Origin of the sequence: Kribbella sp. NPDC051770 (genome assembly GCF_040681455.1) — a bacterium.
Taxonomy (GTDB): Bacteria; Actinomycetota; Actinomycetes; order Propionibacteriales; family Kribbellaceae; genus Kribbella.
On the sequence record NZ_JBFAYT010000012.1, the window covers coordinates 31,046 to 44,713 of the forward strand.

General features: G+C 70.1%; 10 protein-coding genes and 1 pseudogene. 5 read left to right on the forward strand and 6 right to left on the reverse strand.

Annotated elements, in window-relative coordinates:
- Positions 1–77 precede the first annotated feature (77 nt).
- The 3 genes and pseudogenes from AB0M01_RS31775 to AB0M01_RS31785 all read left to right on the forward strand — a co-directional run.
- Complete coding sequence (locus AB0M01_RS31775; RefSeq protein WP_363676082.1) at positions 78–2,405, forward strand: M43 family zinc metalloprotease; 2,328 nt, start codon at positions 78–80, stop codon at positions 2,403–2,405.
- A 113-nt stretch (positions 2,406–2,518) separates the two neighbouring features.
- Positions 2,519–2,689, forward strand: coding sequence for a hypothetical protein (locus AB0M01_RS31780; protein WP_363676084.1), 171 nt, complete (start codon positions 2,519–2,521; stop codon positions 2,687–2,689).
- Between the two features lie 503 nt (positions 2,690–3,192).
- A pseudogene (locus AB0M01_RS31785) lies at positions 3,193–3,843 on the forward strand (M28 family metallopeptidase); the annotation flags it as partial.
- Between the two features lie 72 nt (positions 3,844–3,915).
- Here the strand turns inward: AB0M01_RS31785 and AB0M01_RS31790 are convergent.
- Genes AB0M01_RS31790 through AB0M01_RS31815 form a run of 6 tightly spaced genes read right to left on the reverse strand, consistent with a single transcriptional unit; the run spans position 3,916 to position 10,574 of the window.
- On the reverse strand, positions 3,916–4,956 hold the full coding sequence (locus AB0M01_RS31790) for a BadF/BadG/BcrA/BcrD ATPase family protein (RefSeq protein WP_363676086.1): 1,041 nt from the start codon (positions 4,954–4,956) through the stop codon (positions 3,916–3,918).
- Positions 4,953–6,059: an SIS domain-containing protein gene (locus AB0M01_RS31795; protein ID WP_363676088.1), complete on the reverse strand. Its 1,107-nt coding sequence runs from the start codon at positions 6,057–6,059 to the stop codon at positions 4,953–4,955. The genes AB0M01_RS31790 and AB0M01_RS31795 overlap by 4 nt, the downstream gene beginning before the upstream one ends.
- Positions 6,056–7,402 carry a hypothetical protein gene (locus tag AB0M01_RS31800; protein WP_363676090.1) on the reverse strand — a complete coding sequence of 449 codons (1,347 nt, stop codon included), beginning with the start codon at positions 7,400–7,402 and terminating at the stop codon, positions 6,056–6,058. Before AB0M01_RS31800 ends, AB0M01_RS31795 begins: the two co-directional genes overlap by 4 nt.
- A 21-nt stretch (positions 7,403–7,423) precedes the next feature.
- Positions 7,424–8,260 (reverse strand): carbohydrate ABC transporter permease, encoded by an 837-nt coding sequence (locus AB0M01_RS31805; RefSeq protein ID WP_363676092.1) that lies wholly within the window; start codon positions 8,258–8,260, stop codon positions 7,424–7,426.
- Positions 8,257–9,216 carry a sugar ABC transporter permease gene (locus AB0M01_RS31810; RefSeq protein ID WP_363676094.1) on the reverse strand — a complete coding sequence of 320 codons (960 nt, stop codon included), beginning with the start codon at positions 9,214–9,216 and terminating at the stop codon, positions 8,257–8,259. Before AB0M01_RS31810 ends, AB0M01_RS31805 begins: the two co-directional genes overlap by 4 nt.
- On the reverse strand, positions 9,213–10,574 hold the full coding sequence (locus AB0M01_RS31815; RefSeq protein WP_363676096.1) for a sugar ABC transporter substrate-binding protein: 1,362 nt from the start codon (positions 10,572–10,574) through the stop codon (positions 9,213–9,215). The genes AB0M01_RS31810 and AB0M01_RS31815 overlap by 4 nt, the downstream gene beginning before the upstream one ends.
- Positions 10,575–10,741: 167 nt before the next feature.
- Here AB0M01_RS31815 and AB0M01_RS31820 point away from each other — a divergent pair, with 167 nt between their 5' ends.
- Together AB0M01_RS31820 and AB0M01_RS31825 are read left to right on the forward strand one after the other, a co-directional pair.
- Complete coding sequence (locus AB0M01_RS31820) at positions 10,742–11,497, forward strand: DeoR/GlpR family DNA-binding transcription regulator (RefSeq protein ID WP_363676098.1); 756 nt, start codon at positions 10,742–10,744, stop codon at positions 11,495–11,497.
- A gap of 84 nt (positions 11,498–11,581) precedes the next feature.
- On the forward strand, positions 11,582–13,657 hold the full coding sequence (locus tag AB0M01_RS31825) for a glycoside hydrolase family 36 protein (protein WP_363676100.1): 2,076 nt from the start codon (positions 11,582–11,584) through the stop codon (positions 13,655–13,657).
- Positions 13,658–13,668: the final 11 nt, after the last annotated feature.

Genomic DNA, 13,668 nt, shown 5'->3' on the forward strand with positions numbered 1-13,668 from the left:
GGACCGTCGGTGCGCGCTCGGGGAGCGCGGTGGCGGGTGCCGTCCTGCCTGTCGCCCCTGTGCACCTAGGGGGAGCAATGCCGAGAAAGGCCAACGGGAGAGCGGACAAGATCCACGGGAACGATCCCGACCGGATGCCGGGGATGCCCGGCGAGCCGCACCACAACGGGACCACCGGCGCCGCGCGGATGAGCATGCCGGGCGAGGTCGCGGGTGAGGGTGGCGGTGCCGGGATGCCTGGGGCGGCCGGCCCCGGCAGCACGAGCGGGCCCGCGTCCGGACCGGGGATGCCGGGAGCATCCAGCTCCGGCGGAGCCGGTGGGATGCCCGGCGGCATGTCGAGCGGGCCCAGCGGAAGCGGCGGGATGGGCGGTACCAACAGCGGGTCCGGCGGTGACGTCGAGCGGCCTTCGCGGCGCAACTGCGGCGTCATGGACGTGCACCGACGGCTGCTGTCCAGCGATCCGTCGTACGCCGCCGCACGGTCGGCCCTGGAGAACGCGACGACGCAGTACGTGGCCCGCCAGCACCGTTTCACGGGCGTCGCGAAGATCCCGGTGGTCGTGCACGTGGTCTGGAACACGCCGGTGCAGAACGTCTCGCAGGCCCAGATCGACAGCCAGATCGACGTCCTGAACCGCGACTTCCGCGCGACCAACACCGATCTCGGGTTCGTCCCGGCGCCGTTCACCGGGCTCGTCGCCGACGCGCGGATCGAGTTCTTCCTGGCCACCGAGGACCCGAGCGGCAACCCGACCACCGGCGTCACCCGGACGCAGACCAGCAAGACCTCGTTCACCCACGACGACCAGATCAAGTCGTCGGCGACCGGCGGTGTCGACCCGTGGCCGACCGACCGGTACCTGAACGTCTGGGTCGCGCAGCTCAGCGGCGGCCTGCTCGGCTACGCCCAGTTCCCGGGCGGACCGGCCGACACCGACGGCGTCGTCATCCTGCACAGCGGGTTCGGCACCACCGGTACGGCGGCGGCGCCGTTCGACCTCGGCCGGACCACGACGCACGAGATCGGCCACTACCTGAACCTGTTCCACATCTGGGGCGACGACGGCTCGGGCTGCTCCGGCAGCGACGAGGTCGCCGACACCCCGAACCAGGGCGGCCCGAACTTCGGCGTACCGGCGTTCCCGAAGGTGTCGTGCAGCAACGGGCCGAACGGCGACCTGTTCGTGAACTACATGGACTACACCGACGACCGCGGCATGGTGATGTTCAGCAACGACCAGGTGGCCCGGATGGAGGCCTGCCTGGACACCGTCCGGACCGACCTGATCTCGTCGTACGCCGAAGCCGGCGCGCCGACGCCGGCCGGGCCGGTGGTGTCGTGGGGCAGCGACCGGCTGGACGCGTTCGTGCTCGGCACCGACCGGGCGATGTACCACAAGTGGTGGGACGGATCGGCCTGGGGACCGTCGGTCGGCGGGTACGAGTACATGGGTGGTGTCTGCATGAGTGCTCCGGAAGTGGCGTCCTGGGGACCCGACCGGCTGGACGCGTTCGTCCTCGGCACGGACCACGGCGTCTACCACAAGTGGTGGAACGGGTCGGCCTGGGGACCGTCGGCCACCGGGTACGAGGCGCTCGGCGGGATCTGCATGAGCCCGCCGCGGGTCGCCACCTGGGGACCGGACCGGCTGGACCTGTTCGTGCTCGGCACCGACCGCGCGATCTACCACAAGTGGTGGGACGGATCGGCCTGGGGACCGTCGGTCACCGGCTACGAGTACCTCGGCGGCATCTGCATGAGCCCGCCGCAGGTCGTGTCCTGGGGTGAGAACCGGCTCGACGTCTTCGTGCTCGGCACCGACAACGCGGTCTGGCACAAGTGGTGGGACGGCTCGGCCTGGTCGGGCTTCGAGTCGCTCGGCGGGATCTGCACCAGCCCACCGACCGTGGTCTCGTGGGGCCCGGACCGGATCGACCTGTTCGTGCTCGGCACCGATTCCGCGCTCTACCACCAGTCCTGGAACGGTACGGCGTGGTCGGGCTGGGCGTCGCTCGGCGGGATCTGCGCCAGCGCCCCGACGGCGGTCTCGTGGGGCGAGGACCGGCTGGACGTGTTCGTGCTCGGCACGGACTCGGCGCTCTACCACCAGTGGTACGACGGGACGGCGTGGTCCGGTTTCGAGTACCTGGGCGGGATCTGCGTCGACGACCCGCGGGTGACCGCGTGGGACAGCGACCGGCTGGACGTGTTCGTGGTCGGCACCGACGGCGGGCTCTACCACAAGTGGTGGGACGGATCGGCCTGGAGACCGTCGGTCACCGGGTACGAACCGCTCGGCGGGATCATCAGCGACTTCAAGGTGACGCTGCCCGCCCCGGCACCGGACGCCGCGCCCGCGATGATGCCGAAGGCAACGATCGCGGAGGTGGTGCCGACCTGAGCACCGAGCCGCTGCTCGGGCGGTGGACGCACTCCTTCGAGGAGGACCACGACGGGATCAGCGTCTACCGCCGCGACGACTTCGCCTTCCCGCCGGCCCGTGGCCGGCGGGGGGTGGAGTTCCGCGCCGACGGGACCTTCGTCGAGCGCCTGATCGGTCGCGGGGACGCGCCCGAGGAGCACCTGGGCCAGTGGGAGCCGTCGGGCGTGGTCGCCCGGGGTGCGACCGGCTCGGCGCTCGTCGTCGAGGTCACCGCCGACCGGCTCGAACTCGTCTGGCAGTGAGTTGGTCACTGTTGTTTTGGGGGGATGTCGTGAGTGAACCCGTGCGTTACCTCGTCGTACCGGCGGCCGAGGCCGCGGACGCGCAGCGGGCCGCCCGGCTCGGCGACCGCACCATCCTGTGGTGCGCCGCCGCGCAGCGGCTCGGCCGCGCCTCGCGGACCGTACCCGGCCTGCTGCTGGTGACCCAGGTCGGGCGGTCGTTCCAGGACGACCACCCCGACGTGGTGCCGCTGCTCGATCACGGCCGTCAGCTGGTGATCTCCGCCGCCGACAAGCCGCGCCGGAGGTCGAACCACCACTGGCGCGTCGAACCGTTGCGTCCCGGGGTCGTCGTCGACGTCCCTCCCCTCGGGGCGCAACGGGTCGAGCGGACCGTCACCGACCTGCTCGCCGACCTCTCCCTCGCGGCGTACCAGACCGACCTGACCTGGCTCGCGAACCTGCCGACCCGGCAATCGCTGAGTACGACGTACACGCAGGCCGTCGACTTCGCCGCCGCGAAGATGGTTGCCCTCGGCTACACGACGACCCGGCTGCCGATCACGGTCGGCGCCGGCCACTCGGAGAACCTGGTCGGCGACCGTCCAGGCGCCGGCCCGGGCCCGCGCTCGCTGGTGCTGATCACGGCGCACCTGGACTCGATCAACCAGTCCGGCGGCCCGGCCGCGTCAGCGCCCGGCGCCGACGACAACGGCAGCGGCTCGGCCGGCGTACTGGAGCTGGGACGCGTGCTGGCGACGCGGACCTGGCAGCACGACGTACGGCTGATCCTGTTCGGCGGCGAGGAGCAGGGGCTGCACGGCAGCAAGCAGTACGTCGCCGCGCTGCCCGCCGCCGAGCGGGCGCGGGTGCGCGCGGTGCTCAACATGGACATGATCGCGTCCAAGAACACCGCGACACCGACGGTGCTGCTCGAGGGCGCGTCCGTGTCGTCGGCGCTGATGACCGACCTGACCACCGCCGCGGCGACGTACACCGGGTTGAAGGTGGAGACCTCGCTCAACCCGTTCGCGAGCGACCACGTGCCGTTCATCAACGCCGGGATGCCCGCCCTGCTGACGATCGAGGGCGCGGACAGCGCCAACGGGAACATCCACTCGGCCGCGGACACGCTGAGCACACTCAACTGGCCGCTGGCGGCGGAAATCCTGCGGATGAATGCTGCGGCGTTGGCTGGGTGGTTGGTGGAGGTCGAGGCGCCCGTCGCGCGTCCGCGGCCGGCGGGTTCAGTGGTGTCGCGCGGGCCTGGGTTGCTCGACGTGTTCGTCGTCGGGACTGATCACGCGATGTACCACCGAGCCTGGGACGGGACGAGCTGGCGCGACTACGAGTCCCTCGGCGGCGTGGTCAGCTAGCGCGGCGTACAGGGCGGCGCCGATCACCGGGCTGTGCACCGGCGTCCGGAGGTCGTAGCCGTCGCCGAGCGCCCGGGTGAACTGGCCGAGCACCTCCGGCGCGGTCAGCACGCCGCCCGAGTAGGACACCGGCACCTTCGCGTCAACAGGAAACCCGAGACCCGTCCGCGTGGCCTCGACCAGGCGGACGAGCTCGGCCGCCGCGGTCCGGACGATCCCGGCCGCGGCCTCGTCGCCGAGCCGCGCCGCCTGGACGACGGGACGCGACAGCGCCGCGATCGCCCGCCGGCTCCCCCGCCACCGGTTCAGCACGACGTCGACCAGGTCGAGGTCGGCGGTGAGCCCGAGGTGCTCCCGCAGTACGCCGAGCAGCGGGCCGGCCGGCCGTCGCCCGTCGCTCATCTGCGCGAACGCCCGCAGGCCCTCGATCCCGATCCAGTAGCCCGATCCTTCGTCGCCGAACAGCTCGCCCCAACCGCCGACCCGGATCCCGTGGTCACCGCGCCGGCCGTAGGTCATCGAGCCGGTACCGCTGATCACGTTGATCCCGTCGGCCAGCGCGAGCGAACCCGCCCAGCCGCAGATCATGTCGTTGCCGCAGCTGTACCGGTCGTGCCCGAGCGCGGCGCGCGGTGCCGCGTCGAGCTCGGGGAGGTCCGCGCTCACTTCGCCGTACGCCGGAAGCCCGAAGAACGCCGAAGTGATGTCGCCCGGCTCGATCCCCGCGGCCGCGCAGACCGTCGGGACCGCTTCGACCAGCACCCGGCGGACGAGCCCGACACCTTCGCCGTCGGCGGCGTCCAGGTAGTAGCAGCTGGGTGCCTCCGTCGACGCGAGCAGCTCGCCGTCGCCGGAGAGCAGGCACAGCGCCGTACCGGAACCACCACCGTCGACTCCGAGGTAGACCGTCATCGCGGCAGCGGGTGGATCGTTACGCCCTCGACGACGCGGTTCACCTCGCCGTCCGGGAACGGGTTGTCCGGCGTCCGCCCCAGCCTCAGCGAGAACCGCAGCGCGAGCAGCTGCGCGATCACCACGAACGGCAGGGCCAGCGCTGCGTCGTCGACACCGGCCAGCCCGTCGAGCTGCCACGCGTCGGGTGACTCGCCGGCGCTGACCACCAGCACGTTCTCGGCCCCGATCGCGGTCCGCAGCTCGGCAGCGATGTCGAGGTCGTACTGCCGCGTGTACGCGTCGTTGGACAGGTAGACGACGGCGAGCGTGCCCGCCCGCAGCACCGCCTTCGGCCCGTGCCGGAACCCGAGCGCGGTGTCGTAGTAGCTGACCACCTCCCCCGCGGTGAGTTCGAGCAGCTTGAGCGCGGACTCCCGCGCCAGACCGCCCAACGGACCGCTGCCGAGATAGACCACCCGGTCGTACCCGCCGGCAGTCAGCTTGGCGACGTCGTCGGCCCGGCTCAGCACCTGCTCGGCGCCCACCGCGAGGCGGTCGGCGAGATCGGCGTCCTGCCCTGGCGCGAGCGCGAGCCAGGCGGTGAGCAGCATCGAGGTGAAGCTCGACGTCATCGCGAACCCCCGGTCGTTCGTTGCCGGAGGCATCAGCAGGACGAACGACGTGGCCGACTCGTCGTGCTCCCGAGCGAGCCGTCCGTCGGCGTTGCAAGTGATCACCAGCTGGTGCACCGATTCCAGACAGGTCGTCGCCAACTGCGTCGCAGCGACGCTCTCCGGGCTGTCACCGGAGCGCGCGAACGAGACCAGCAGCGTCGGCACCTGCTCGGCGAACACCTCACGCGGGTTCGAGACGATGTCAGTGGTCGCGACCGCGTCCACCCGCCGCCGCAGCGCTCGGGTCAAGGCAGGGGCCAGAACCTCACCGGCGAAGGCCGACGTACCGGCACCGGTCAGCACGATCCGAAGATCGGGCCGGGCCAGCAGCGGCGCGAGGAACGCGTCCACTTCGTCGCGGCGATCGGCCAGCAGTGCGGCAGCTTCTCGCCAGACACCTGGCTGCTGGAACACTTCACGATGGGTGGCGAGCTCGTCGACGGTCATGCGAAGCGCTCCATCGTGCCGCCGTGCGCCTCGATCGCGTCGTCGAGGATGTTCGTCGCGATCTCCAGCCCGTTGACCAGCGGGTCGAGCACCAGCGCCTGTACGGCGAGCGCCCGGTCCCCCGTCAGCGCGGCCTGCACGGTGATCTCCTGCTGCTGCGCCCGCGCGGTCAGTACGGCGGCGATGCCGTCAGGCAACGCGCCGACGCCGAGCCCCGTGATCCCCGCGGCCCCCACGACGGCCGGGACCTCCACGACGGCATCTGGCGGCAGGTTGCTGATCTTGCCCTGGTTCGGCAGGTTCACGGCCAGTTCGACGTGATCCCGGCCGGTGACCAGCGCCTCGGCGATCGCCACCAGCCGCTCGGCCTCCTGGTTGTCGGTCTGCGGCAGCGGCGCCGTACCGTCCGCCTGCGCGTGCAGCAGCTCCCAGAGATCGTCCTTCTCGCCGATGTACTCCATCGTCGCGTCGCGCCCGCCCTGCAGACCCCACGGCAGGTCCTTCTCGTCGGCGGGTCCGCCGTCGCGCGCTCGGAGGTAGTGCCCGAAGAACTCGGCGACGTGCCGGTCCCCCGGGGCGGCGTACAGGCCGAAGGTGTTCATCAGGTCCGCCGAGACCGGCAGGTGCACACCCTCCTCCCGCGTGGACGGAGCGTCCGCGCCGCCGGCGCGCTCGGCGACGGTCTTGCGCAGCAGCGGGTACAGGTCCTCGGCACCGCGGCGCAGGTCGAGCAGCCAGCAGAGGTGGTTCAGTCCCGCGAAGACGGCGTGCACCTCCCCCGCCGGTACGGCGAGATCGGCGGTCAGCTTCGACAACGTGTGCATGGTGCCGTGGCAGAGCCCGACCGCCTTGACTCCGGTCCGCGCCGTGATCGCGCGGACGTTGGCGGTCAACGGGTTCGAGTAGTTGATCAGCTGCGCCTCCGGCGCCAGGTCGGCGACGTCCTCGGCGATCGCGACCAGCTCCGGGACGTGCCGCAGCGCTCGCAGCACGCCGCCCGGACCGACGCTGTCGCCGACCGTCTGCGCGATCCCGTACCGGGCCGGCACCTCCACGTCGGCCCGCCAGCCCGCCGCGGCACCGACCGCGATCGTGGTGGTCACGAACCGGGCCCCGGGCAGCGCCTCGCGGCGGTCGACGTGCGGAACGAACCGCAGGTCGGCACCGCGTTCGGCCGCGATCCGGCGGCCGACCCGGGCCATCGTCTCGGCGGCTTCACCGTTCAGGTCGACCAGGTGCACGGTCCAGCCGCCGAACGTACGGCACGACGCCAGATCGGTCATCAGCCCCGGTGTGAACACCGTGCTCCCCGCGCCGATCAGGACGATCGAGTTCTCACTCACTCAGGGTTCCTCTCAGACAAGTCACTTGGTGCTGCCGGCCAGCAGGCCGTTGACGATGTAGCGGTTGAAGGCGAGCGCCAGCACCGCCGGTACGACGATCGCCAGCACGCCGGCGGCGTTCAGCAGCGTCGACGGCACCACGTGCCGGCCCTGCAGCGAGGCGATCACCACGGTCAGCGGCTGGGTGGACAGGTCGCTGGACAGGACCAGCGGGAACAGGAACTGTCCCCAGGCGAACAGGAACGTGATCAGCGCGGTCGAGATGATGCCCGGCCGCGCCAGCGGCAGCAGCAGATGCCAGAGCACCTGGAGCCGGTGCGCGCCGTCGACCAGACCGGCCTCCTCGATCCCGCTCGGCAGGCTCGCGAAGTAGTTGTGCAGGATCCACGTGGCCAACGGCAGGAATCCGGAGACGTAGACGAGCACGATCCCGGTGTAGGTGTTGACCAGGCCGAAGGTGCTCATGATCCGGTACAGCGGGATCAGCGTCGTGTACGCCGGGAACGCCATCGTCGCTATCACGGCGTAGAACAGCACCGTCTTGCCGCGGAAGTGCATCCGCGCGAACGCGTACGCCGCCAGCGTCGCCAGCAGCACGGTCAGGACGGTCGCCGCACCGCACTCGACGACGATGTTGACCGCGGACCGCCTGATCTGCGCCGGTACGTCGCCGTCGCCACCGAGCAGCGCGGTGTAGTTCTTCAGCGTCGCGCCGGTCGGCAGGTAGTGCGCCGGCTTCGCCCGGGCGTCGGCCTCGGTCTGCAGGCTGGTCTTGATCGCCCAGTAGATCGGCACCAGCGACCAGAGCAGGATCATCGCGACCCCGAACCCGCGCAGGCCGCGGGTCCGGCGCTTCACAGCTCCACCCGGCGGTAGACCAGGCGGATCACCAGCAGCGAGATGACCAGCGTGACGATCGTGATCAGCAGCGACAACGCGTAGCCTCCACCGAAGTCGAGATCCTGGAAACTGATGAAGTAGGTCTGCATGGTGATCGAGGCTCCGGTGTTCGCCGCGCCGTTCAGGACGTACGGCTGGTCGAAGACGTTCAGCGTCGCGATCACGGCCTGCACCATGGTCACCGCGATCCCTGGCCGGGCCAGCGGGAGCGTGATCCGCAGGAACGCCGTCCACGGCGTACAGCCGTCGATCTGCGCGGCCTCGTAGAGCTCGTCCGGGATCAGCTGCAGCACGGCCAGGATCAGCAGCACCGACAACGGCGCGATCTGCCAGACCTGGACGAGCTCGATCAGCGTGATCGTGAGCAGCCGGTTCTGCCCGAGCAGGACGGCGTCGCCGTCGCCGAGGTGCAGCGACGACAACACGCTGTTGATCAGCCCGGCGTTCGGGTCGAAGATCCCGGTCCACAGCACGCCACCGACCGCCCCGGGCAGCGCCCACGGCAGGATCAGTACGGCGATCACCAGGCTGCGGCCGCGGAACGGCTTCTGCAGCACGACGGCCGCGCCGATCCCGATCAGCGTCGACAGCACGACGCCGACCACGACGTAGAACACGGTGTTGCCGATGCTGCCCTGGACGGCCTTGTCACCGGCCAGCCGGACGAAGTTGCCGAACCCGTCGAAGCGGGTCGGCGGGTCGAGCGCGTCGACCCGGAAGAACGACTGCACGACCGTCGTCACCGCCGGGACCAGCGCCAGCAGCGCGATGAAGACCATCACCGGCGCGATCAGCAGGTACGGCAGCAGGTCGACGCGCGAGCGGCGTACCGGGGTCACGCCCGGCGCGGGCCGGCCCGGAGGCGACGGCGGCCGGTCCGCTGTCGCCTCCGGGTGCGTGGTCGGCGAGCTCACGACCCGGACGCCAGCTCGGTCGCGGTGTCACCGATCGCCTTCATCGCTTGCTCGACCGACAGCGAACCGGTCGCGGCGGCGTGCAGGTTGGTGTAGACGGCGTTGGAGAACTTCGGGTACCACGACGGCGCACCGCCCTCGAAGACCGGCTTCGACCCCTGCAGCATCGGCTCGAGGTCGGAGCCGCCGATCAGGCTGCCCTTGGCGGTCAGCTGTTTCACCGCGGACAGGTGCGACGGCATCGGGTAGCCCGGCATCGTCTTGTCCGGGCCGTTCACGCCGGAGAAGTCGGCCTGCTGCTCGGTGGCGGTGAACCACTCGATGAACTTCGCGGCCGCGTTCGGGTACTTGGCCTTCTTCGGGATGCCGATCCCGTCGGGGTTGCTCAGGTTCGCGGCCGGGCCGGTGGCTCCGGGGGTCGGGATGTACTTGACCTTGCCGACCACCGAGGACGAGTCCTTGATGCCGTAGAGGGTCCCGACGGTTCCGGAGTAGTCGGAGAAGGTGCTCGCGACGACGCCCTTGGCCATCAGCGTCTGCTGGCCCTGGGAGTCGGTGACGTTGATGTTGCCCGGCGGGACCAGGCCGGTCTTCAGCGCGTCCACCATCCACTGGGCGGCCTTCCAGCCGGCCGAGTCGGGCGTGGTGAACTGCGGCTTGCCGTCCTTGTCCAGCACCGATCCGCCGAACGCGCCGGTGGTCTCGTACCAGTACGTCGACAGCCCCTCGGCCGCGGCGAACGGGATGTTCAGCGGGTGCTCCACGATGCCCTTGGCCTTGATCGCCTTCAGCGCCGCGGTGTACTCGTCGATGGTCTTCGGCGCCGGGTTCGCGCCGGCCTTGGTGAACATCTCGGTGTTCACCGTGGTCACCATGAACGAGGCGTCGTACGGGATGCCGACCACCTTGCCGTCGCTGACGAACGACGCGAGCTGCGGGACGTCGGCCTCCATCGACTTGGTGTCTACGTAGTCGCCCATCGGGTAGTACCAGCCGAGCTTGCCGAGCTGCCCGACCCGCGACCAGTCCACGTTGGTGGCGTCGGCGAAGTAGGTGTTCGCGGTGGCGGCCGCGGAGATCTTGTTCTGCAGGCTGTCCCAGTCGAGGTTCACCCAGTTCACCGTGATGCCGGTCTGCTGGGTGAAGTCGGCGAGCGCGGCCTTCGGCGGCGGGTCCGAGGCGAGCGCGACGGTGATCGTCACGCCGCTGGTCTCGGTCGAGCCGCCACTGGCCTTGCTGTCGCCGCCACCGCCACCACAGGCCGCGAGTACGACGGCCAACCCGGTGAGACCCGCCACCAGAGCAGTCCGTCGCGACGTGCCGATCGGTGTTCCGGTCCGGCGTTTGATCCTCAGCATGGTTTCTCCACGGGGTAGCGGCCGACGCGCATCTGCGCATCCCAGCGCTTGAATTTGACGAGAACGTAGTTCCGTGATCAAAAATGGTCAAGGAATTCGAATGCATGCGCAGAAAAATGATCAAGTGCGCAAAAGTTGCTCAAGCGGAGGTTGCTACAGTGCCGGTCGTGCGCAAGGCAGAACGATTGAGCTCGATCCTCGACCAGGTCGGGGAACGGGGCCGGGTGGACGTCGCGGAACTGGCCGCCGCCCTGGGCGTCTCGGGAGCGACGATCCGTCGCGACCTGCAGTCGCTGAGCCGCAGCCAGCTGCTGGTCCGGACCCACGGCGGCGCCACCGCCAACTCGGCCGGCGACGAGGTGCCGACGCGGGTCAAGGCGGCGCTGCACCAGCGCGAGAAACGCACCATCGGCCGGGCCGCGGCGGCGCTGATCGCCGACGGCGCGGTGGTCGGGATGACCGGCGGCACCACGGTGCTCGAGCTCGCCCGCGCGCTGTCCGAACGGCGCGGGATCACCGTGGTGACGAACGCGATCAACATCGCCGCCGAGCTGGCTGGGCACGCGGGAATCCGGCTCGTGGTGGTCGGTGGGATCGCGCGGCCTTCGTACGAGCTGGTCGGGCCGGCGGCCGAGGCGATGCTGTCGAACTACCACCTCGATCTGGCCTTCATCGGCGTCGACGGGCTGACACCGGAGGAGGGCTGCACGACGTACGACGAGATGGAGGCGCAGACCGATCTGGCCTTCCTGAGCAGGGCCCGGCGCAGCGTGGTAGTTGCCGATAGCACCAAAATCGGGAGGGTCACGTTCGCGCGGATCAGCCTGCTCTCGGGCGTCACCGACGTGGTGACCGATCGGGGCGCTCAGCCCGAGCAGCTGGCCGCGCTGCGGCAGGCCGGAGTCCAGGTTTTCGCTGTCTGAGCAGGGGGTGCACGAGTGCGCAATGTGTTGCGCACTTGATGCTCGCTCTTGACCAGAGTTGTTTGCATTCATACTTTTCTGGTCATGTTGCGGCGAACAGTACTGAAAATAGCCCTGGGGGGCGCCGGACTGGCAGCCCTTCCGACCCTGACCGAGAGCGCGAGCGCGACGCCCGCGCCCCACCACCCCGGCCCCGGCTTCCTCGGCGTCGGCGACCCGTCCATCACCCTGGAGCTCGACGACCGGCTGCACAGCCGGGTCACCGTCCTGGGGTCCACCGTCACCCGCTTCGACGCCAGCGAATCCCTGCTGCTGAAGGACGGAACGGCCGTCGAGGACTTCCGCTACCGCGGGCGGAAGACCCGCAAGATCCGCCATCCGCGGCACGGCGCCGGCCTCCAGGTCACCGTCGACGGCGACTCCGCGCAAGGCGTCCGGAAGACGGTCGAGCTGACGTCGTACGAACGGTTGCCCGGGATGACCGTGATGCAGGTGACGTACACCAACAAGTCCCACCGCTCGGTTGACGTCGCCGGCTGGCGCAGCGGCGCGCACGAGTTGCTGCAGAAGCCCGGTGGGTTCTACACCTTCTCCGGCAGCACGCACGAAGACCGGCGCGACTGGGTGCAGCCGGTCACCGACGACTTCTTCCAGGCGAACTCGCTCGGCATGGACGCCTCCGACTACGGCGGCGGTACGCCGATGGCCTCGGTGTGGCGGCTCGGCGCCGGGCTGTCGGTGGGTCACCTGGAGCCGCGGGCGCGGATCCTGCGGATGCCGGTCCGCAAGACCACCGACGGCGCGAGCCTCGCGATCGAGGGCGACACCCCGCGGACGCTGCGGCCGGGGCAGCACCTGACCACCGACACGACGTTCCTGACCGCGCACCGGCGCGACCACTTCGTGCCGCTGCAGCGGTACCGGGACTACATGAGCGACGTCGGGTTGCGGGCGCCGAAGGTCGCCGGCACGGCGTACGAGCCGATCTGGTGCGCGTGGGGTTACGAGCGCAACTTCACCGTGGAGCAGGTGCTCGGGACGCTGCCGAAGGTCCGCGAGGTCGGGCTGAAGTGGGCCGGTCTCGACGACGGCTGGCAGACCAACGAGGGCGACTGGGACATCAACCTGGCCAAGTTCCCGCGCGGTGAGGCGGACATGCGGGCGTTCACCCGGGAGATCCGGGACGCCGGGCTGCGGCCGAGGCTGTGGTGGGCGCCGCTGGCCGCCGACCCGGACAGCAACCTCTTCGCCGAGCGCCCGGACATGCTGCTACTCGATGCCGAGGGCAACAAGCAGCAGGTGACGTGGTGGGATGCCTGGACGCTCTGCCCGGCGTACCGGCCGACCGTCGACTACTTCGTTTCTCAGGCTAAGCGCTTCATCGGCAGCTGGGGCTACGAAGGTCTCAAGATCGACGGCCAGCACCTGAACGCCGTCGCGCCCTGCTACAACCCGGCGCACAAGCACGCGCGCCCGGAGGAGTCGGTCGAGGGGGTCGCGACGTTCTGGAAGGCGATCCACGAGGCCGTGCACCGGGTGAACCGCAACGCCGTCGTCGAGCTCTGCCCGTGCGGTACGGCGTTCGCGTTCCACAACCTGCCCGGTGTCGACCAGTACCCGGCCTCCGACCCGACGTCGTCGTACCAGGTCCGGCACAAGGGCAAGACGATGAAGGCCCTGATGGGCCACGGCAGCAGCTACGCCGGCGACCACGTCGAGCTCAGCGACGGCCGCAACGACTTCGCCTCCAGCTACGGCGTCGGCGCGGTCCTCTCGACCAAGTTCACCTACCCGAGCGACCCCGAGGGCACACGACCCGGACGCGGAAACGTGCTCACGCCGGAGAAGGAGGTCCTCTGGAAGAAATGGGTCGCACTCTACAAGGAGCACATGCTGCCCACAGGTGAGTACCGCGGCGACCTGTACGACATCGGCTTCGACAAGCCCGAAGCGCATGTCGTGTCCAAGGACTCGACGCTCCACTACGCCTTCTACGCCGACACCTGGGACGGCACGGTCGAGCTGCGTGGGCTCGGGCGGGGGCGGTATCGCCTGACCGACCCGTTCACCGGGGCGTCGTTGGGCACGGTCGACGCTTCGCACAACACGGTCCACCTGACGTTCGAGAAGTTCCAACTGGTGATCGCCGAACGCCGGTGATCCTGCCGCAC

Bases quoted from the DNA above. Each gene is read 5' to 3' on its own strand.
- AB0M01_RS31775 (WP_363676082.1), top strand. From the start codon at position 78: ATGCCGAGAAAGGCCAACGGGAGAGCGGACAAGATCCACGGGAACGAT.
- AB0M01_RS31790 (WP_363676086.1), bottom strand. From the start codon at position 4,956: ATGACGGTCTACCTCGGAGTCGACGGTGGTGGTTCCGGTACGGCGCTG.
- AB0M01_RS31795 (WP_363676088.1), bottom strand. From the start codon at position 6,059: ATGACCGTCGACGAGCTCGCCACCCATCGTGAAGTGTTCCAGCAGCCA.
- AB0M01_RS31815 (WP_363676096.1), bottom strand. From the start codon at position 10,574: ATGCTGAGGATCAAACGCCGGACCGGAACACCGATCGGCACGTCGCGA.
- AB0M01_RS31825 (WP_363676100.1), top strand. From the start codon at position 11,582: ATGTTGCGGCGAACAGTACTGAAAATAGCCCTGGGGGGCGCCGGACTG.